14 protein-coding genes and 1 riboswitch are annotated in these 20,422 nt (G+C 64.8%); of the genes, 6 read left to right on the forward strand and 8 right to left on the reverse strand.

Annotated features, from left to right (window positions below):
* Nucleotides 1–2: 2 nt before the first annotated feature.
* The 6 genes from VT84_RS17570 to VT84_RS17595 are packed head-to-tail and all read right to left on the reverse strand — an operon-like array spanning nt 3 to nt 10,243.
* On the reverse strand, nt 3–1,136 hold the full coding sequence (locus VT84_RS17570) for a hypothetical protein (protein WP_052554009.1): 1,134 nt from the start codon (nt 1,134–1,136) through the stop codon (nt 3–5).
* Nucleotides 1,133–2,956, reverse strand: a complete 1,824-nt coding sequence (locus VT84_RS17575; RefSeq protein ID WP_204249785.1) for a CRTAC1 family protein — start codon at nt 2,954–2,956, stop codon at nt 1,133–1,135. The genes VT84_RS17570 and VT84_RS17575 overlap by 4 nt, the downstream gene beginning before the upstream one ends.
* Nucleotides 2,953–6,456 (reverse strand): FG-GAP-like repeat-containing protein, encoded by a 3,504-nt coding sequence (locus VT84_RS17580; protein ID WP_082840434.1) that lies wholly within the window; start codon nt 6,454–6,456, stop codon nt 2,953–2,955. Before VT84_RS17580 ends, VT84_RS17575 begins: the two co-directional genes overlap by 4 nt.
* A 24-nt stretch (nt 6,457–6,480) precedes the next feature.
* Nucleotides 6,481–7,986, reverse strand: a complete 1,506-nt coding sequence (locus VT84_RS17585; RefSeq protein ID WP_082840435.1) for an NAD(P)/FAD-dependent oxidoreductase — start codon at nt 7,984–7,986, stop codon at nt 6,481–6,483.
* Between the two features lie 15 nt (nt 7,987–8,001).
* Nucleotides 8,002–8,928 carry a radical SAM protein gene (locus VT84_RS17590; protein WP_082840436.1) on the reverse strand — a complete coding sequence of 309 codons (927 nt, stop codon included), beginning with the start codon at nt 8,926–8,928 and terminating at the stop codon, nt 8,002–8,004.
* Nucleotides 8,900–10,243: an asparagine synthetase B family protein gene (locus tag VT84_RS17595; RefSeq protein ID WP_052554016.1), complete on the reverse strand. Its 1,344-nt coding sequence runs from the start codon at nt 10,241–10,243 to the stop codon at nt 8,900–8,902. The genes VT84_RS17590 and VT84_RS17595 overlap by 29 nt, the downstream gene beginning before the upstream one ends.
* A 171-nt stretch (nt 10,244–10,414) precedes the next feature.
* A riboswitch (cyclic di-AMP (ydaO/yuaA leader) is annotated at nt 10,415–10,571 on the forward strand.
* Nucleotides 10,572–10,736: 165 nt separating this feature from the next.
* Between VT84_RS17595 and VT84_RS17600 the strand changes: the two genes are divergently transcribed.
* Entirely contained in the window at nt 10,737–12,785 is a 2,049-nt protein-coding gene (locus VT84_RS17600) for an SPFH domain-containing protein (protein WP_204249786.1), read from the forward strand.
* 315 nt (nt 12,786–13,100) lie between these two features.
* On the opposite strand, the gene VT84_RS17605 is transcribed toward VT84_RS17600, so the two are convergent.
* Nucleotides 13,101–14,000 carry a WD40 repeat domain-containing protein gene (locus tag VT84_RS17605; protein WP_082840438.1) on the reverse strand — a complete coding sequence of 300 codons (900 nt, stop codon included), beginning with the start codon at nt 13,998–14,000 and terminating at the stop codon, nt 13,101–13,103.
* 101 nt (nt 14,001–14,101) lie between these two features.
* On the opposite strand from VT84_RS17605, the gene VT84_RS17610 reads away from it, so the two are divergent.
* The 3 genes from VT84_RS17610 to VT84_RS17620 all read left to right on the forward strand — a co-directional run bounded on the left by VT84_RS17610 (nt 14,102) and on the right by VT84_RS17620 (nt 16,255).
* Nucleotides 14,102–14,377 (forward strand): hypothetical protein, encoded by a 276-nt coding sequence (locus tag VT84_RS17610; protein WP_082840439.1) that lies wholly within the window; start codon nt 14,102–14,104, stop codon nt 14,375–14,377.
* 199 nt (nt 14,378–14,576) lie between these two features.
* The gene (locus tag VT84_RS17615) at nt 14,577–15,077 is read left to right on the forward strand and encodes an NUDIX hydrolase (RefSeq protein ID WP_052554023.1); all 501 of its coding nucleotides are present in this window, start codon (nt 14,577–14,579) and stop codon (nt 15,075–15,077) included.
* A gap of 167 nt (nt 15,078–15,244) precedes the next feature.
* Nucleotides 15,245–16,255, forward strand: coding sequence for a serine/threonine-protein kinase (locus VT84_RS17620; RefSeq protein ID WP_162271745.1), 1,011 nt, complete (start codon nt 15,245–15,247; stop codon nt 16,253–16,255).
* 17 nt (nt 16,256–16,272) lie between these two features.
* Here VT84_RS17620 and VT84_RS38630 read toward each other — a convergent pair whose 3' ends face one another.
* Entirely contained in the window at nt 16,273–16,521 is a 249-nt protein-coding gene (locus VT84_RS38630; protein WP_157469582.1) for a hypothetical protein, read from the reverse strand.
* 308 nt (nt 16,522–16,829) lie between these two features.
* On the opposite strand from VT84_RS38630, the gene VT84_RS17625 reads away from it, so the two are divergent.
* The gene (locus VT84_RS17625) at nt 16,830–18,746 is read left to right on the forward strand and encodes a hypothetical protein (protein WP_082840441.1); all 1,917 of its coding nucleotides are present in this window, start codon (nt 16,830–16,832) and stop codon (nt 18,744–18,746) included.
* 1 nt (nt 18,747) lies between these two features.
* Nucleotides 18,748–20,397, forward strand: coding sequence for a hypothetical protein (locus tag VT84_RS17630; protein ID WP_052554028.1), 1,650 nt, complete (start codon nt 18,748–18,750; stop codon nt 20,395–20,397).
* Nucleotides 20,398–20,422 lie beyond the last annotated feature (25 nt).

The following is a 20,422-nucleotide window of genomic DNA, read 5'->3' on the forward strand; positions in this document are numbered from 1 at the left end:
GATCACGTCTTCGTCAGGACCGCCGGCTCGCCAGCCGGCACCGGTTCGGGCGCTTCTTCCATCGGAAGTGCGGTCGCTCGTGTAGCGCGCCGCTTCCGGGCGCGGTCGGAGTAGATTTCCACCAGATTGGCCGCCGGGCCGACGAAGAACAGCGCGTGGTAGAGCGAGTGGACGTCCTTGAACACCAGCCGGCAGAACGTCTCGGCCGCGGCCACGACGATCACGAAGGCGATCTGGTTCCACCGCCCCCGAACGGTCGTCTTCGGGTCGGTAATCATGAAGAAGATGTAGAGCTGGAACATCGGGCTGGTGATCGGTGCGAGTTCCGCCTGCCACGGGTGCCCGGTGACCCCGCTCCGCAGGAACGCGAGCGGCACGAACGCGAGCACGAACGCGAACGGCATGTGGAACCGGCCGAGGTTGTACATGATGAGGCCGCCCAAGATCCAGATCGTGGCCACGGCCCACCCGTTGTTCCCGGCCTGCACGCTGAGACTGGCGACGTGCTCCGGTGCCAGGAACAGCATCGTCGTCATCCCGAAGTTCGTGGGGTTCCACAGGTGGCGGTTGTGCAGGCGCAGGACGTACTTCGAGGTGATCGAGATCAGCCCGCACATGATGAACGGCCACAGGAGCGACGACTTCACCAGGATGCCGGCGCTGATGCCGGAGATGTACGCGCTCGCGAGGTTCGGCCACTTGCCCCACATGAACCGGCCGATGACCAGCTCGCACAGCACCGTGACGGTCATCGTTACGAACGTCGGTGAGTATTCCAGCACCATCCCGTTCGTCAGTGACACGAGCCACGGCGGGGCCGGGTGGTTCTCCAGGAGCCCGAACGAGGCGTCGCTCAGCGCGAGAATGGCCGTAATCAGAATCGGCGCGTGCAGACGCGGGTCGCGGGCCACGACCCGCCACCAGAGGGCGAGCAGCGAGACGAGCAGGAGCGTGATCGCGGCTACTCGGGTGGTCGCCGGGTCGACGGCTACCGCGCTTTGACCCAACAGTGCCCCGCGCGCGACGTAGAACACGCCGACCAGGGCCGCGGTCGCGGGGAGGCGCCACACTGTGCCGGACCAGGACTGATCCGACGCGCGCGGAAGGGGACCGATCGGGGCGGGAGAGGGGGTCATGGTCCAGATTCCTCGACGCGATGGGTAATGCCGGACTTCGGAGAATGAATCGTCTGGGTGCGGCCCGAGGGCCAGATGATGTCGGCTTTTTCGATCTTGGCGTCTGTCCCGAGGCCGAAGTGCAGGCGGAACATGTTCTGCGAGGCGTAGCCGTCGCCCGCGGTAATGACCTGAAGTTGTTCCTGGAGCGGCCCGGTACCCTGGCGCCACGACAATCTTACCTGGGCGCCAATCGCGCTCCGGTTGCTCCACCCTTTTTCGCGCCCCGGGCGGGCGCCGCCCGTGAGCGCGAACTGGACCCAGTCGCGACCGGGGGCGACGGTGTTCTTGTAAAGCAGGAGCGGACCGCTTTGGTTAGCGACGGCGACGTCCACGACCCCGCGGTTGAACAAGTCCCCCAGTGCAACGGCCCGGCCGTCGAACGTGTCCGTGACCCCGACCGCGGTGCCCACGTCCGTGAAACTGCCACCGCGATTGATCCACAAACACTTCTGTTGGTACCCGCTGAGACTCTGATCCCCGATCGGGGGCCAGTACTGGGCCTCACGGATCAGCCCCTTCAGACCGCCCGCGATTTTGCCGTAATCGTACCAGTAGCTTTTCCCCTTCGCCGATGAGATGTAACCGTTGGTCAAGTACAGATCGAGCCGACCGTCGTTGTTCAGGTCGCCGAACTTGGCGCCCCAACTCCAGCCGCCCAGCTCGACGTTTAGCGACCCGGCTTGATTGAGGTAACGGGGGCGTCCGTTGGGTGTCTTCCCCGCCGGTACCCACAAGTTGTTACCCTGAACGAGATTCCCGGCCTCGGTGATGTTGGAGATGTAGACCGCGAGCTGGCCCTTGTTGAGCACGTCTCCCAGGCTCGCGTTCATCCCGCTCTTCGGGGACAACCCGATGCCCGTTTCCTCGCCGACTTCCTCGAACCGCTCCCCGCCCTTGTTGGCGAAGAACTCGGAGACGCCGTAGTCGTTCGCGAGCACGAGGTCCGGGTACCCCGTGCCGCACAAATCGGCCGCGACCACGCCGAGCGTCCAACGGGTGCTCTTGATGCCGACCTTCTCCGTCACGTCCTCGAACGTGCCGCCCCCGCGGTTCCGCAGCAGGTACTTCCGCCCGCCGTTTTTGGCGTACTCGAACGATTCGGGCATCACCTTGGTCGTTTCCAGGTTCCACAAGTCGACGTTCTCGGGCCAGTACCCGGCGATGAACAGGTCCGGTAACCCGTCCCGGTCGTAATCGAGCCAGCACGCGGAGTTCGCGTTCACCCACCGCGGTAGCCCGGCCCGGTCGGTGACGCGCTCGAACCCCTTACCCTGCTTGTTACGGAACAGTTCGGGCTTGCCCCACTTGTAGACGAACAGGTCCGGGTAGCCGTCGTTGTCCATGTCCGCCCAGATCGCGCCCATGCACGCCCCGGTACCGGCGCGGTTCAGATCGGCCACGCCCATCGCGCCGGCCACGTCCTCGAACGTTCCGTCGCCGCGGTTGCGGTACAGGTGGTTCGACTTCCCCTCCTTGCTGTTGACCACGTACAGATCGAGCAGATCGTCCCCGTCGAAATCGACGATCGAGACGCCCGCGCCCATTGCGGCGACGACGGGCATGATGTGGTTGAACTTCGGATCGAGGACCGGGGACTCGTGCTGGAAGTTGATCCCGCACTGTTTCGAGGACTCGGCCAGGTGGAAACCGTAGCGCTTGAGTGACTCGTCCGCTCCAAGGTTGTTCTCGGAGGCTCTGTCGGAGCGATTCAGCACGACCACCAGCACCAGCATGCCGATGAACGCGACGGTCACGATAAATTGCTTGATCGCGTTCACGGCTGTTCCCCTCGGCGCTTGAAGTTCCGGAGCCCGCGTTCGTACTGGTTCGGGGTCACGTACCGCGTGTGGAAGACGTCCCAGTCTTTACGGAACCGGCGGTACACCGGGTCGTTTTCCAGCGTGGTCGGCGGCACGTCGTAGCTCGCCATGTTGTGCGCCGGGAGCGGCAGCACCGTCTTCCCGAACCGCGTGTTGAGGTCGCCGTCCTTCACCCAGCCGTCGCTGACCCAAACGAAGTCCCGTGTCCAGCCCGGTGGCGGGGCGGGCAGAGCCGCGAACCGCAGAACGATCTCGTCGCCCGCGGTCAGGATCGCGTACCGGTCGTCGGTTTTTGCGAGCAGCTCGCGGATGTCCCCGAATCGGGTGTGGTAGCCGATCAGATCGCGCCACGGTTGCCCCTCGGCTACGAGTTGATCGTAATGGGGCAACTCGGGCGAACTGCGATTGGCCTGTGTCATAGCCACGATACCACGGAACCGCAGGTCCGCAACAGTGGGATGCAGCTCCTTCTCGGCGATCTGGGCGTCACCGGCGCCGCGCGCGTAGTGTAGTGCGTCCCAGTAGATTTCCATGTTCGTGCGAAGCCTGAACCGGCGCGCGACCCCTGGTCCATCCAGACCGTCGAGGCGCAAGAGTACGCTCTTGTTCTTCCCCGCCGGGAAGCCGATCTTGTCGCGGGCCACTTTCCAGCCGCCTTTACCGTCGGGCACTTCCAGCGTTAGCGCACGCGGGCGCGTGTTCTGCCCCTGTTCGAGTGCGTAGTTCACCGAACTGTCGGTCGGGTGAATCCACCCGTGCGCGACGAGCCAGACCGGTCCCTCGCGCGGGGCGTCGGCCCCCAGATCGACCTCGACCCAGTGATCGTTCGTGATGCCCTGGTACAATCCGCGCCCGGCGCGGTCCAGGTACTCACCGTCGACCGCGCGCACGACGGAAGTTACGTCCGCGCCGCGGTGGTCCCACGCCTGGGCCACGGGTCGGGTCGGCTGCGTGAGGTGGAACGCGGGTTTGGACGGTTCGAGGGCGAACCGCTCGTCGACGTACAGTTCCGTACCGGGTGGGTGGTCGATCACGCGCAGTGATAGGTGATCGAAGTAGTGCGTTTCCCAGAGGTTGGCGTTCACGCGGACCTCGTAGTGCCCGTCGCGTGGGACGAGCTGGTCACCGCGGATTTTCACCCACTCGGTCGTTTGGAGGAACCCGCCTTTGTCTTGGGCGTTGATGTACATGCCGAGCGGGGTGCTCCACATGAAGTCGGTGACGAAGACGAACCGCTCGCCGTTCCAGGTGAAGAGGAACGGGCACGACCCTTTCAATCGCTGTTCGGCGACCACGGTTTGGTCGATGGCGCGCGCGAACTCGATTTGCGGGGTGCCGTTGGGCCACTGGATACGGAGCACGTCGCACTTGGTTCGGGTGCCCAATCCGAAGTGGCTCACGGGACCGGTGATCGGGCGCTTCACGACGTGAGTACCGGTCCGGAACTCGATTTCCCCGCAGACCCCGAAGGAGTTGATGCGGTTGTCGCCCTCGGCCGGCCCGGGGGCCGCGCGGAACCGAATGCTCTGCCAGTGATACTCCTTCTTGCCGACGTTGCGGCTCCGGGTAGGGCGCCCTTCCGCGTCGAGCGCGAGTAGGTCGAGCCGGCCGGTCCCTGTGAGGTCCGCGGTTGCAACGACGTTTGGAGGTAGAGTCGCGGACAGGCGCTCGAACTTCCCGTTCCCGGAACCCAACCACGCCGCGCTGCCCGATGCACGCGACGCGATCAGGTCCGGGGCGCCGTTGTTGTCGAGGTCCGCGATCAGCAGGTGGACGGAACCCGGTTCGGAGCCGGCCAAATTGTCCCACCGCCCGAGTTCGGCGACGTCCCACGACGCCCGCTTGTTTCGGTCCGAGATCCGGAGAATCGCACCGTCGGCTCGCAAGGCGATGAGATCGAAGGTACCGTCATCGTCGGCGTCCGAAATGTTCACGGCCAGGTACTGGCCATCCGGTAGAGCGGTGGGCCAGCGCTTGAAAACTCCCGAGCGCTCGTTGGCGAAAACGTGTAACCGCCCGCGTGCGTCGAGCACCACGGCATCGGCGGCCCCGTCGTGGTCGAGGTCGGCCCAGGCGAATGCGCGACCGCTATCGACGTCGGGGAAAATCGGTTGCGCGGTGAACGTGCCGTCCAGGTTGTTGCGGAGCAGCACCGGCGCGCCCGTTCGTCGCGCGAGGAGGAGGTCCAGATCGCCGTCCAGATCAACGTCGGCGGCGAGTGCCGCTGCGAAATCGCCTTTGAGAATGTCCGCGGGGAGTTTCGTCTTCGCGGTCACATCGGTGAAATTGCCCTCTGCCCCCTGTTCGTAAAACTGCACTCCCTTGGGGCCGGCGACGAAGAGGTCGGTGCGGAAGTCGTTATTCCAGTCGAGCGCAACAAGACCATCGGATGCGGCCGGGAGAGCGGGCAGTGCGGTTGGTGCCCCCACGCGCCGCACTTTGCTGGCGCCTGCCAAAAATACAACGGGATTCCCCTCACCCGTGAGCCAGACCGGAACGGCGGTGGCCCAGCGCCCCGCGGGAGCGTTTTCGAGTGGTTCGGTCGTGAATGTCAGTTCGGTATCGGCCGGGGCCAATGACGGGCGGACGGGTGCGAGCCGGAGGAACGTTCGGAGCGGGTACCCGCGGTACCCCCCGCGCGGGTTAATATCGGTCGCGTCCTGTGCGTACCCCGGGGCGGCGAGGTACAGGTTCGCGAACGGTGTGAGCGCGAATAGTGCGTTGTCGTCAAGTGGCCCGGTCGAAGCCTTTTCCCATTCTTCAAAGCTGGCGCGGATCTTATCACCGCCTTCAAACGTCCAGCTCGGGATTTCCGCTTTCAGCCGTGCAGTAACATCTTTCACAGCGGTACGATCGGCCCGCCGAACGGCTGCGCGTAACAGTTCGAGTCGGGCGTATCGGTTGTTCGGCCGGGCGGCGAGGATCTGTTCCAGGAGTCGTTGGTACTCGGCGTCACTGTCGGGCTTCTGCTCTTTGATGATGGTTTGAGCCAGGAAGAACAGGGCTTGAATGTCGTCGCGGTCCTTCTCGGTCGCTTTGCGGAGGCTCGCGATGGCCTCGGTGTACCGCCCACCCCGCTCCTCCAGTACGCCGCGCAGTTTCGCGATGTCGGGGTTGTCCGGGGAGAGCCGCTCCGCTTCTTTCAGGTCGCGCTCGGCGTCCGGGAACCGGGCCGTTCGGAAGTTCAAAAGCGCGCGGTTCGCCCAGGCCGCGGGCTCTTGCGGGACCAGTACGACGGCCTGATTGAGATTCGTTTCCGCGACGTCCCAGACGTCCACGTCCAGGGCCGCGCTCCCGAGCTCAAAGACTTCAACGAATTGTTCGTAGGTCGGCTCGCCCGGACCGGGCAGGCGCGTCTGGCGCTTCCACACGAAGAACGCCGTGGCCCCGGCCGCCACGAGGAGAACAACGACCGCGGCAATCAGTTTCGACCGGTGCCGGTGTAAGTACGAAGCCATGACACTTCCGTTGACGGGTAAAACTCAACGAAGCGGGGAGAGGGAGCCGGTGTACGGGTACATGTTGCACCGGTCGGGATCGCACAACCCGCACGAATTGTACGGCGCGAGCCGCTCACGGACCTCGGCCGCGAACGCATCCGCGTCCGCTGCGGGGAGTCCGGCGCCCTTTCGGAAAATGTGATCGGCGACCGCACGGTATTCCGGGTGGTCGGTCAGTAAGAAGGCGTCGTCGGGGGAAGCGAGGCCGGCTTGCTCGCGCTCCTCGCAGTAGATCGCGGCCACGAAGTACAGCGCCGTGACCGACACGAGTACCGGGAACCGATCCAAGCACGCGAAGCACGTCCCGGTGATCTCGTCCACCCACGCGAGCTCTCGCAGTACGGTTTGGCCGTACTCGTTCAGGCGGCGTTCGCGCCCGGGACCAGCGCGCTCTTCAGCCAGGATGCGCCCGAGCCGGTTGACCGCGAAGAGTGTTTGGGCGATACCCGGGCTGAGCCAGGCGTCCAGGAACCCGGCGCCGTGTGGGAGCAGCGCCCAGTCCGCGCCAGCGGCCCGGGAGAGCCGGCGCTGTAATCGTCCGGTGCGCACGAATGGGCGCACGGGCACCGCCCGCGCGAACTGCCGCGCGAGCGACGGGTACGTGTTCAACAACCGCGACCACTCCGCTTCGGGAGATTCCCCGGGTACGATCGGGTGCGCGCTGGGGTCGAGGGAGAACCCTGCGCTGGTGACGCCGTTCTCGAAGCGGAGCACCCACATCCAACCGTTATCGATGATCTGGTGGAGAGCGGCGGCGTCGCACGGGAACGGGTGCCCGGCGGTCGCGGCCGTTCCGTACTGCTCTTCGAGCACGGACTGCCAGGGCGCGACGCCAGTGAAGTGCGAATACAACGCCCGCGATTTGACCCGGAGCTGTGTGGGATCAACGGATTCGATACCGAGTGCGCTGGCTATCACTTGCCCCGTTCCGGTCGCGTCGATCAGCATCCCGGCGCGAACCGCGACGGTTTCGTCGCCCCGGGTGCCGTCCAGTTCCCACCCGCGAGAGTCGTGGCGCACCGCATGCGTTTCCAGGTTGTCGAGATACGGAACCCCCGCCTCCACCGCGCGGTCGACGAGGTGCGAATCGAACTCGGCCCGGAACCAGTGCGTGTCCGCGGTCTCGTCGTTTGGGCTGGCCGCGACGATGAGGGTGTTCGCGTTGTCGTCTCGCGGGGTGAACGGCTGCCCGCGCTCATGGCGGAAGAAGCTGAACCCGCGCTTCAGACCGCACGGCAGGTGCGGGTTGGTTGCTTTCCAGGGGCCGTATTTGGCGAAGGGCCGGAGCCAATCGAGTCCGAACCGGTTCGCGATGTCCGCGAGTTTGAAGTCGGCGAGCGGGGTCGAGGATTCCCCGATAGCGAACCGCGGGTGCCGGCCGCGTTCGAGTAGTACGACCGAGTACCCGAGCTTCTGGGCGATGATGGCGAGGAGCGTGCCACCGAACCCGGAGCCGAGAATCGCGAGATCACAGTCGAATCGGGTCACGGTACCGGTTCCGCATTAGGGCTCGAGGTGCTGCGACAGGTTCATTCGCGCGAGACGTGCTACTCGCGCCTCGCGATCGGGGGCGTCGGGAGAAACTTTGCCGATGTCCCATAAATCGAGGAACACGCGGCCCGCACGTTGTGCAAGCCCGTACTCCAGGGCGCGTTCGAGCGTCTCCAGGGCGGGCGGGGCGAAGTGCCCGGCCCGTGCGAGTTCTTCCATTGCCCCGTTGCCGTCGCGCGTGGGTATCAGACTACAGCATTCCGCCCCGTGCGCGAACGCGAAATCGATCGAGCGCTTGGCCCACTCCAGCCCCTCGTCTTCCGTGAGGAACGGCGGGCGCACCATGATAAACGCGCGCACCGTAACCCCCGCGGTCCGCAGCGCGCGCGCGGCTTGCGCGAAGTCATCTGTGGTCATCCGCTTGTTCAGTCGGAGCAGCACCTCGGGGTGGACCGTTTCCAACCCGAGGGCGACTTCCAGCTTCACCCCTTGGTTCGCGAGCATGGCGTGGAACGATTCACAGCGCTTACCGATCGTTTTGGGGTGGCACTCGACAATGACGCGCTCGAACGGGGCCGCGAGCCGGACAATTTCGGGGTAATCCTCCGGCGGAATCGCACGCGGATCGAAGAAGCTCCCGGCGTTGTAGAGCTTGAGGTGTTGGGCCGGCGGCAGTTGCGCCAGCGCCCAACGGATCTGTTCGGGGATCTGGCCGACACCGACTGATTCCGGGAGCGTGTTCTTCCACAAATCGCACATCACGCAGCGGAACGGGCACTCGCGGTTGGTCAGGAACAGGGTCGCGACGTTCACGAGGCGCCCGTCGGCGGCCGGTTCGGGTTCGACGAGCCAGGCATACGGGCGGCCCGCGGTCAGCGCGTTCCGGGCCGGCCGGCGGGCCAGCACCCAGTCATCCGTGAAGAGCGGCACCGGCGTCATAGACCCTCTGGAAGATTCGGCGGTACGCGGCCGGGCTCGCGGGGAAGAGATCCTTGGGTTTGGTCGTTGCGCCGTGCTGGAACCGGCGCTTCGGGAACACCGGCATGTCCAGACCGGTCACGACTTTAACGCCCGCCGCAACGACTTGCCCCTTCAGAGCATAGAGCTTCTCGTGGTCCCAGTTCGTCAGTTCGATGAACGGAATCCCCTCCGCCACTTCAATTACCGAGGGGCACACGAAGGGACTGAGACCGGTGAACCCTGTGACCGAGAGCGGGGCGTAGGTCCGGGCGTATCCGCGGCTCTGCCCGCCCGAGTACGTCAGCGAGTGCTTGATCGCCTGGACGCCCCACCCTTCCTGGTACAGCATCAGGTTGTTCAGCACGCTCCGGATCGTCAGTTCCGGGTTATCCTCGATCGGGTAGTCTTTGAGGTTCTCGTCGCCCCCGTCGCCGTCGAGCAAATACTTCCATTCCGGGTACCGCGCCCGGATGCCGCGGCACATCGCCAGGGCCATCGCCGCGGACTGCACGTCGAGCGGCTTGTAGTCTTCGATCACCCGGATCGCGTCTTCGATCTTTACGTCGGAGCTGCGGACCGAGATCGGTTCGAGGAACAGTTCCAGCCCGAGACGACTCAGAAATTCGCGGGCCTGATCGAGATCCGGGCTGCCGCCGTCTACTTCGAGTGTGAACGCTTTGAGCCGGGACGGGCTGTCGCCGCGCTGGAGCAGGGCGTGGTAGGTGAGCAGGAAGACCGAGCCGCTATCGACGCCGCCGGAGAAGCAGACCCCGATCGGCTCCCGGGCCGGCACGCGGTCCAGCCAGCGGACGATCTCGTTGTAAGCGGCGCCGATGTAGCGCTCGCCGATGGTATTCGGGTCCGCGGGGAGCGAGTTCCGCGTCGGGGCGAAGAAGCGGTCGCAGGTGGGGCTCGGGTCCGGGCAGCCGACGAGTTCGAGCCGCATCACGTGGTGCGCGGGCACCATGCGCGTGTAGGACGGGTGGAACTGGTCCCCGAGGCCCAAGATGTTCAACTGGTCGCGGATGGCGTCGATCCGGTCGGCGACGATGAGGATCGGCCCGTCGTGCCACTTGGCGATGAAGTACCGCAGCAGCCGGCCGATGGTGCGCGCGAAGAAGATCGTGCGCCCGCGCTGGCCGATCAGGGCGAACTCGCCCTCGATGCGCCCGACCGCGCCCGCGTCTCCGGTGGCGACGAGTTCGCGCGCCTCGTCCACCGTCATGTTGTAGACGCGGTTACCAGCGGCGTCGGTGAGGTCGATGACCCGCGAGAGGGGGAGAGTGCGGTGCATGCGTCCGGCCTTTAATGAGCCAGCAGATGAATTCCAGTAGCCAATATAGCAGTACACGGACGGCGGCAAGAGTGTCGCATGGTACCGCGCCGCAGCGGGCTCTTTCGGCCAGGGTAACAATTTTGCAGATCGTCCGATCCCGTTTGAATTTTGCAACGTGGCGTGCGAAACTCTAAGAAGCAGCCGAGTTCCGCTTGCAGAGAGCGGGAGCGGGGGAACCACTGGGAGCGACGAGAGACGCTCCCCGGGGCGCAGGTGGGTACACCCACCGGGGCACGTTCAAGCCCTAGCCCGTCAGCTAACCTCGTAGGCCGGCGCGGGAGCGTCTCCCGCCGCTATTTGAACGGGCTCCCTCGTCGAATCATCTCGGACGATCGCGCCCATTCTCCGCACCCACGGTGCTGATGTGTTCGCGCTTGTTGCCACGGACGACGTCTCGAGCCCTGCTGCGCTTTATGGGTTACTGGCCGTCGCAGGTTTGTGCAGCGGAATCGTGTTTTGGTGGTTGACGGTTCGTGTGATTCCCAACGACAAGGTCGGGGTCGTCGAAAAACTTTGGTCGCCGAAGGGATCGGTGACGGGCGGCCGGATCATCGCGCTTCACGACGAGGCCGGGTACCAAGCCGCGCTCCTTCGCGGTGGACTGCACTTCGGGTACTGGCGCTGGCAGTACCGCATTCACGTCGCGCCGCTCGTTACGGTTTCGCAGGGGCAAATCGGATACGTGTACGCCCGCGACGGGCAGCCGCTGCCACCCAGTCAGACGCTCGGGCGCGTGGTGGAGTGTAACAATTTTCAGGACGCCCAGGTGTTCCTGGCGCGCGTCGGCGAGGAGGCCGATTACGGGCAGCGGGGGCGCCAGCGGGCGATTCTCCGGGAAGGCGTTTACGCCATTAACCCTGCTGCGTTCGTCGTTATGACGGAGAACGGGGCGTATAGCCTCCCGCACCTGCTCGAAGCTCAGGAGGCGGACGCGATCGGGGCGTGGCACGAGCAGTTGACCGCGTGCGGCGGGTTCCAGCCGGTCGTGATCGGCGGCTCGAGCAAGACCGGTGAAACCGAAGTCCACGACGACCTGATCGGGGTCGTTACCGTTCACGACGGTCCCAGTTTGCCGCCGGGGGAGATCATCGCGCCGGCTGTGGGGACCGAGCCGGACGGCGCCAGTTACCACAACAACTACCAGGACTCCGAGGCGTTCCTGAAGGCGGCGGGGCGCCGCGGGCGCCAGTCCGCCCCGCTGACGGACGGCACGTATTTCATCAATCGCTGGTTCGCGTCGGTGGAACTGGTCGCCAAGACTGTCGTGCCCATCGGTCACGTGGGGGTGGTCGTGAGTTACGTGGGCCGTGCCGGGCGCGACGTCTCCGGTACCGGGTTCCGCCACGGCGAGCGAGTGCAAGACGGCGAGCGGGGCGTTTGGGAACGGCCCCTCGGCCCGGGGAAGTACCCGTTCAACGTCTATGCGGGGCAGGTGATTTTGGTACCGACGACGAACTTCGTGTTGCACTGGGTGACGGGCAGAACCGAGACGCACAAGTTCGACGAGGCGCTGCGGTCCATCGATCTGGTGACGCGGGACGCCTACGAACCACTGCTGCCGCTCTCCGTGGTCGTTCACATCGACTACCAACGAGCGCCCAGCGTGATCCAGCGGTTCGGGGACGTCAAGAAGCTCATCACGCAGTCGATCGACCCCATGCTCAGCGCCTACTTCCGCGACGTCGCGCACAAGAAGACGATGCTCCAGTTGCTCCACGAGCGGGATCTGATCCAGGCCGAGGCCCGGGCCGAACTGCGGACCCGGTTCCGCGAGTTCGACGTCGAGTGCGTGGACGTTCTCATCGGCAAACCCGTCGCGCACGAGAAGGACTCCAAGATCGAGGCACTGCTCGAACAGTTGCGGTTGCGACAGTTGTCCATCGAGCAACTCGAAACCTACGAGCGCCAGCGCACCGCTGCCGAGAAGTTGCGGACGCTCAACGAGGCCCAGGCTCAAGCTGCTGTTCAGGTGCAACTCACGAACGCGCGGGCCGAGATCCAGATCGCCGAGAGCCGCGGGGAAGCGGAGCTGGCGCGCGCCCGGAAACAGTCCGAACAGATGGTCGTTACGGCGGACGCGGAACTGGCTCGAGCGAAGCGCCAGGCCGAGCAAACGGTGCTGACCGCCGAGGCCCACGCGAAGGAGCAGGTGCTGGCCGGGCGCGGCGAGGGGCAAAAGGCCCTCCAGATCGGTCTTTCCGAGGCGGCGGTGGTGTTGCGTAAGGTTGCTGCGTATGGCGACCCGCGATTGTACGCCGCGTCGCTGTTGGCGGACCGGCTCGCTGATAGCACCCAACCGCTGGTACCGGAGCGCATGTTCGTAAGCGGGGCGAACGGCGAAAGCGGTGTGGCCGGCGGGCCACTGAACGCCCTTCTCACCTTGCTGCTGGGCGAGAAGACCGGGCTCGGCTCGTTCGCCGATTCTCCAGAAGCAATTGAGTTCAAAGGTGAGTGCGATCAACTCGCACGCGAAGCGATGGGGACGCTGACCGGGAAGTAGACTCGTTGCTCTCGTGCAAGCGCTGTGAATTCGGGCTGCCAAGAGCCCTTCGATCCGGGGCATGCAAGTCATCACCCGCGCCGCGCAAATTACGCGGCGCGGCCTTTATGACTCTGGACCACGTCCTTTATCCAGACACTGCTTGATTGTGCCGTTCACCAGCGACGGATCGCCTGGACCGGTGTGGCGGGCCAGCACGGAGCGAAACGGCTTGGTGGGTGCCGACGCCACTCAAGCGGGCACGGATTTCGGGTTTAGTCCCGATTCGATAAGAGATCCCGAATTATGCTCGACCGGACGCGAAATTCGGGTTCGCTACTCGGTATCCCACACGACAACGCGCCCGGAATCACCGCCCGCGGCCAGTCGGAAGCCGTCCGGAGCGTAGGTCACACAATGGACCACGCCGATGTCCCACTGGTAGTTAGCGCGTTCTTTTCCCGTGGCCGTGTCCCACAAGCGAACGGTGGAATCGAAGCTCCCGGTTACGACTGTCGATCCGTCCGGGCTGAACGCGACCGACAAGACCTGTCCCTTATGGCCCTTTAACACGACTCGTTCGCGCTTCGTTTTGAGGTCGTAGATTTTCGCGTTCCAGTCGCCGGCGGCGGCGAGCATGGACCCGTCGGTACTGAGGGCGATGGCGGGGCAGTCGCGTTCTTGGGGAAAGTCGATTGGGGCTGGTGTCGTAATGTCCCACACGCGCACTTTGCGGTGTCCTGTCGCCCAGGCCACGAGCTTGTTCTTCGGGCTAGCGGCGATCACGCGGACCCCATTAGGCTCGGAGAAGGGCCGCGGGGCCTTGCGATCTTTGATGGTGTCCCAGAGCTCAAACCAACCACCGCTGGCTTTAGTGCGATCCCCCGTACCGATTGCGATGAGTTGGTCACTGAGCACCGCAAGTGACGTGACTGAGGACGATTTGGAGGTGAACTCGCCCCACTTCTCTCCGGCCTGTTTGTATATCATCCACCCAAAGGCTCTACCGATGACCAACGCGGTTCCGTTCGACTGAAACCCGACTGAGTAGACCGGGAGCACCTTGGGACCGCGCTCGAGGAGCGACGCGACATTCCCGTCCGCGTCCCGCACGAGTACCGTACCGTCGCGCCCGCCCGTGGCGATGGTCGATCCGTCCGGGCTGAACGCGATCGAGACGATGGCCTTATGAGCCACCTCGGACGTTTCGTGCTTGTGAGCCTCGAACAGCAGCATGTTTCCCGAACCCCGCTACCGCGGACTGGAACCGGCTTCCCCCTTCGGGGCACGAGCCGATACCCTGGAATTGTACACCCAAAGTCTTTGCGGGCGCCAATATGGAAATCGAGTGGACCGACGCGGACCCGGAGAGCGGAGAGAAGCGCTTTGTGCGGGCAGAAAAGTTCGCCCGTAAGTGGCACTTCAAGGTCCGGTTCCGGCGCCGAACCAACTGGGCGGCCGTGACGAATCCGTCGCGGGAGATGTGGGAAACGTTGCTCGATGCCCTCGAGCGTCGCTACCCGCGTCGTGAGGGAGTGACAGATGAAGACTTGAAGCAGGTTCGCGCCGTGGTCGCGGGGTTGGAACCCAGCGAGGGCGACCAGCCGGTGTAAGCCGATCGGTGGAGGTACCCTGGCCTGCACTGATTCCGTGAGTCGGGCACCCGCCCCGATCTACCCCAAGTACGCGATTTTCGCCCGAGTCACCAACCTGCTTACCGGTCGCTCGCCAAAAACATATGCCCTATACCCCCATCCTTGCGACGACGCGAAAGCCGCAGCCGTGGCCGCCGCGACCGTCGGCCAAAAACATATGCCCTATACCCCCATCCTCGCGACACTCGGTTACGTTTTCTCACCGGACGGTCGGCGGGTGCTCATGATCCACCGGAACGCGCGCCCAGATGACGCACACCTTGGAAAATACAACGGCCTCGGCGGGAAACTCGAACCCGGCGAGGACGTGGTTGCGGGGATGAAGCGCGAGATCCGCGAGGAAGCGGGCATCGAGTGCGATGCCGTGCAGCTCGCCGGCACTATTTCTTGGCCCGGGTTCGGGAAGCGCGGCGAGGACTGGTTCGGTTTCATTTTTCGGATCGAACAGTTTTCCGGGGCGCCGCTTAGCGCGAACGCGGAAGGGGCGCTCGAATGGGTCGAGGTCGATCGCGTTTCGACACTTCCGTTGTGGGACGGCGATCGGTTCTTCTTACCCCTCGTGTTCGATCGTTCGGCCCCCCAATTCCACGGCGTCATGCCGTACCAAAATGGTAAGCCGGTCAGTTGGAGTTACAGTACCGTCAGCGCCGGCGTATAATGCTGCGTTGGCGCCCGGGACGGATAATTTCGCCCTATCCGGAACGAAACCGGTTTACGGCGCCTTCATGCGGCCTTCGTGTGCTACAGTTCGGCTGAAATACATGCACCTTCATCGCGCCGCGAGCGAGTTGTCCGCGGGTGATATCGCCCAAAGGGGATGTGGTGTTGTCGGCCCTTCCCAACATTCGTTCGACCACGCCTGGGGCGTTCGCGTTCGCCGTCGGTGCGGAACCCTCTCCCGGGTACCGGCTGCGGTGCGTGCGCGGGCGCGGGGGGTTCGCCGAGGTGTGGGAGGCGGAAGCGCCTTCCGGCCCGCCGGTGGCACTCAAGTTCATGCCCACCTCGAACACGAACACCACGGCCCGCGAGTTGCGCTCGATTCAATCGTTCCAGAGCCTCGAACACCCCTATATCGTCAAGACTTACGACGTCTGGTCGGTCCCCGGGTACCTCGTCGTTAACATGGAACTGGCCGAGGCGACGCTCCTCGACCTGATGCTGGTCTACCGCGACGACTTGGGGCAGGAACTCGAACCGGCCACGCTGTGCCTCTACTTGTGGCAAGTGGCCGAAGCGTTGGACTTCCTGAACGCCCGGCAGCACGTTCGCGACGGGCGCCGGGTCGGGTTCCAGCACGGCGACGTGAAGCCCAACAACATTCTGCTGTTCGGGGACACCGCGAAGCTCACCGACCACGGGCTCGCAACCGCCACGTTCGGTCCGAGTACGCCCTGTTCGCGCCAGGGGACGCGCGAGTACGCGGCCCCGGAAGTGTTCCTCGGGTCCATTACCGACTGGTCCGACCAGTACAGCCTCGCCATTACGTACTACGCGCTCCGGTGCGGGCGGTTCCCGTTCCCGCCACCGGTCAAAAATGCCTCGCGGTCTTCGCTGCGCCCGTTCGCGGACCTGAGTGGCGTCACGGAGCCGGAACGCGCGCCGCTACTGAAAGCACTCGCTCCGGTTCCACAGGAACGGTTCCCGAATTGCTGCGAGTTCATGTCGGCGGTTCTGAAGTCGCTCAACCTGCGCGTTGATTTCGGCGACGCAGATACTCCGATGAAAGTCGTCCCCGCCACGATCCGAAGCGGGTCAAATATCTTCCGCCGACCGGCTGGTCCGCCGGCTTCACACGGCACGCTCCGTCGACCGCCCTTCTCGAATCCCGGTTCGTGACCATTTAGCTCGCGCAATTACTCAACCCCACCGTAAGCGCCCGTGACTTTCGGCGGTCCCGATGACGGGGCCGCGCCCGGGCTGGTCGGCAAGTTTGCGGGCGGCAGAGTATCGGCGCCGCTCACGTGGGGCGGCCGGTCGTCGCGGTACGTGTCGCGTGTCGGTGATCGGGAATCGCGATCGCTGAGGCAACAGCAGTGCTGGCAGCACCCCGTTGCCTGGACCAGTGCGATCAGTGCAATAACCACCCACATACGCGACGTCATTTCCGTTTCTCCCGATCGGGCCGGACGTTAATACCACGCACCGAGACACGAACAAGCCGAACCGCGTGCCGCCTCTGCTGCGTTGAGCGCGGTTGTAGTCTCTCTATGTGCTTCGCGATGACTTTGGTGCCGGAAGCGTGCGAAGAACCGTTCTTTGGGACGGTCGCAACGTCTGGTGTTGCAACGAGAAGTGATAGCGGCGCGAGTCAAACCACTTCGCGAATGCGCGATTGCCTCTGTTCCCGATTCACCGGATAATGGGTCTACAAGTCTCCCGTTCTCTGATTCACGCAGCGGGACCACCGAACATGGCGATTGAGTTCAACTGCCCGCACTGTCAGCACGCATACCGGCTCAAGGACGAGTTCGCCGGCAAGTCGGCGACCTGCAAGACCTGTCGCGCCAAACTCACGATCCCGCAGCCGGTTGTTGTCGCGGGCGGGGCGCCGCGCCTGACGGCCGAGGAAATCGCCGAGGCCGAGGCCAAGGCGCTCGCGGCGCTGGCCGACGAACAAGCCCAGGTCGAAAAAGACGCGGCCGCGCAGTTCATTCCCATCGAGTGTCAGCACTGTAACCACAAATGGACCGAACCGCTCGCAAAGGCCGGTAAGAACGCCCTCTGCCCAGAGTGCCGCCAACGGGTCAAGATCCCCGAACCGAAGAATGATGCCCCCGTGCCCTGGAATCAGGAGCGTAGCAAGCTCCCGAGCATGGCGAAACAGAACTTCGAGAAGCTCGCAAATGTTCAGGATGCGGCCGACGCCAAATTCGTGTCTGGTAAGGCCCTGACACAAGCCGGGGCCGACGGCATCGAGTACGAACCGCGCCCGCTGAAGCAAAAGGTGACGTTCGCCCTCGTGATCGTGGGAGCGCTGCTCGGTACGACACTCGGGATTCGTTCGTGCTACGTGGGGCGCGTCGAGCGCGGCGAAGACCGGTTGATGGTGGAAGCGCAGGAGGAGTTCGCCAAGTCTACCGGCGCTCTACCGGCGAACGATGCACCGCCCGAAGCTCAGTTGTGTTCCGCGCTCCTGTACATCGCCGGCGGCGAGCACGCGGCGCGGCACAAGGAGCCGAAAATCAAGGAGGCACTGGAGCAATTCGCGAAGGCACGCGACGCGATCCGCAAGGCGCCACCGAGCCTGTCGCGTAACGCTGTGGGCGGTGAGCTGGCGGTTGCGATCCTCATTCTGGGCGGCAGCGAACAACAAGCCCGCGACCAGGTCCGCATTCGCTGGACGCCGGGTACCGACCTGAAGACCCGCCCCAACGAGCGCCTCTACACGGTACTCGACGAACTGCGCCAGTCGCTCGAACTACTGCGGGCGGCCGAGTTCGAGTTCAAGAACCACCTCGCCCGCCGACTCTCGCGCGAACTCACCAAGCAGGGGCAGGGGCTTCTCGCGGTCGAAATGATCCCGCTCGCGCTCTTCAACGAGAAAGAACAAGACGAGGCGAAGGCATCCATCGCGCTGGAGGTCTTGCGTACCGATAAGGGGAGCGATTTGCCGCGCCGGGTGATGGGCGATCTGAAGGGGCGCGGGCCGGAACTGATGAAGAGCGTCCCGACCCCGGCTTCGGCCCAAACGCTCTTTTTCGCAGTTGATCCCGAGAAGGCGCCGCGAATCATCGCGCCACCCGCAGGTGAATCGATGCTGGAATCCAGCCGCTTCGCGTATGTGGGTAAGGCGCTGGTGGAAAACCAACCCGACGTTGCAGTCCAGTTGGCACAGCGGCGCGGCCCTCCGGAGGGGCAGATTCGGGCGCTTGCGTTGTGTGCGGACTGGTCCGCTGACCCGGGGCCGGCGCTCGACGCGGCTCAAGCGATTTTGTCCGCGAACAAGGGGCGCAAGGAGATTTCGGCGTTCTCCGTGCTCCGGCTTGCGCAGATCGCGGCCGAGAAGAACAAGCCCGATCTGGCGAAGGAGTTGGCCAATCTCATCGCGGACGATGGGATGAAAGCGTGGGCGCGAGGGGCGATCGTTCAGGCCCGCTCCGGGGCCGGATCGAAGGACAAGGCCGACGAAAGTTGGGTCGAACTCCCCCCGGCCGACAAACCGAAGGAGGTTCGTGCCGGGCATGCGTGGGGGCTACTGTGGGTGGCCCGACAGAACACGCGGCTGTCCGGGGACCACTCGGCCGAACTCAAGATCGTGAACACGTGGCCGACGGTCGGGATTCCGTTCGGTAAGGCCGGTATCGCGCTCGGGTTGCAGGATAATTAGCGTGTGGCCGTTCGGACTGTTCGGCTCACTCGCGGCCTGGGAGCTGCGCCGGATCGCCCGGCGCGGCCTCGCCACGCGCGTGCGCCTCATCTTGCTTTACACACTCTTTCTTGCGTTCATCGCGTTCGCGACACTCTGGTTCCAACCACAGGTTCCCGCGCGCGACGTGTTCTTCGGACGCCCGGGTGTGCTGGCGCCGGCGGAACTGGCCCGGTTCGCCAATGCCTTCGCGCTGACGCTGCTCGAAGTGCAACTCGTGGCCGTCGTTGCGCTCGCGCCCGCGCTCGCCGCGTCCGCCGTGTCGGAAGAGAAGTATCAGCAGACGCTCCCGTTGCTACTCATCACGCTCCTGACGGACCGCGAGATCGTGTTCGGCAAGGCCGCGGGGCGGATCGCGTTCGTGCTCGCGGCCCTATTCGCGGGTCTGCCGGTGCTCATGATTACACAGCTTTTCGGGGGCGTGAGCACGGCCTTTCTCGCAGCGGCTTACTCGGTTACCGCCGGTACCGTTGTGCTGTGTGCTGCGATTGGTGTTAGCGCTGCGTGTTACGCGCCCGATCTCCGATCGGCGGTGCTTCGGGCCTACACGCGCATCGCGATTTTCGTGTGTGGCGCGTTCGTTCCGCCGTTCGTATTCGCCAGCCCCTTTGGTGTGCTCGTGGTGCTCGCGAGCGAGCCGATAAACGAACAGTTCGTCGGGCTGGCGTTCGGGTACCCACTGATTCAGGTGCTCGTTGGGAGCCTGTTCCTCATCAACGCGGTGCGTGCGTTGCGGTTGCGCGATGCCACCGCGGGGCCACCGCCGGCGACCGCGTATCCCGAACCACCTAAACCCGCCGAGCCGCCACTGCTCCAACCGGAAGATGAAGTTCCGCCCGACCTGCCCCCGATCGATGCGGGCGATCCCGTGTTATGGAAGGAGCGGTGCGTGGGCTGGCGCCCGAAGTGGGCACCACTGGCGCTCTCGAAGTTCATGGGGTTCGTCGCGGGCACGGTCGCCATCGGGTTGTTCGCGTGTGGCATGTGGATATTCCTCGCCCGCGTGGCGAAGGGCTTTGATCCGTCTGAGATCGAGCGCTATTCGGGGCAATCGGGTGGGTTGGAAACTGGCAGTTGGCTCCTGGTGGGGGCCGGCGTGTTCGCAGGAGGTCGGTACTTATTGCCGCTCGCGGTAGGGCTAAGTGGGGCGATCGCGGGCGAGCGGTTCCGCGGAACGCTCGACGTACTCCTCACCACCACACTCGACCGGCACGCGGTGTTGCGCGCGAAGATTCAAGCGCAAGTGGAACGAGGAACTGTGTTCGGCGCGGTCGCCGTGGCCGCGGTAGGGACGGCGTTCATCGCGGACGCGGGGATTCGTGTGGGACTGGCTGCGGCGGGGCTGACCGCGATCGCGATGGCACTGGTAGTCGCCGTGGGTGCGTGGTTCACGGTCCGCTGCGCCAGCGACGCGCGCGCGTTCCGGCTCCTGCTCCCGGTCACGATGCTCGTGGTGGGCTGGCCGGTGTTCGTGTGGAACCTGCTGCGCGGGGAGGCGCCGGTCCCGCCGCAAATCCTGTTTTGGGGGCTGGTGAGCGCCGCGTGCGTGTGCGGTGTTGCGGGTTTGGTGTTCTGGGTTCACGCTGCGCATGTGCTGTCGCGCGGGGAATGATTGCTTCTCAAGACTGATCGCGGTC

It is taken from the genome of Gemmata sp. SH-PL17, from assembly GCF_001610855.1.
Classification (GTDB): Bacteria; Planctomycetota; Planctomycetia; order Gemmatales; family Gemmataceae; genus Gemmata; species Gemmata massiliana.

Coding starts and splice junctions, on each gene's coding strand:
- VT84_RS17570 (WP_052554009.1), bottom strand. CDS start 1,136: ATGACCCCCTCTCCCGCCCCGATCGGTCCCCTTCCGCGCGCGTCGGAT.
- VT84_RS17580 (WP_082840434.1), bottom strand. CDS start 6,456: ATGGCTTCGTACTTACACCGGCACCGGTCGAAACTGATTGCCGCGGTC.
- VT84_RS17590 (WP_082840436.1), bottom strand. CDS start 8,928: ATGACGCCGGTGCCGCTCTTCACGGATGACTGGGTGCTGGCCCGCCGG.
- VT84_RS17595 (WP_052554016.1), bottom strand. CDS start 10,243: ATGCACCGCACTCTCCCCCTCTCGCGGGTCATCGACCTCACCGACGCC.
- VT84_RS17605 (WP_082840438.1), bottom strand. CDS start 14,000: ATGCTGCTGTTCGAGGCTCACAAGCACGAAACGTCCGAGGTGGCTCAT.
- VT84_RS17610 (WP_082840439.1), top strand. CDS start 14,102: ATGGAAATCGAGTGGACCGACGCGGACCCGGAGAGCGGAGAGAAGCGC.
- VT84_RS17615 (WP_052554023.1), top strand. CDS start 14,577: ATGCCCTATACCCCCATCCTCGCGACACTCGGTTACGTTTTCTCACCG.
- VT84_RS38630 (WP_157469582.1), bottom strand. CDS start 16,521: ATGACGTCGCGTATGTGGGTGGTTATTGCACTGATCGCACTGGTCCAG.
- VT84_RS17625 (WP_082840441.1), top strand. CDS start 16,830: ATGGCGATTGAGTTCAACTGCCCGCACTGTCAGCACGCATACCGGCTC.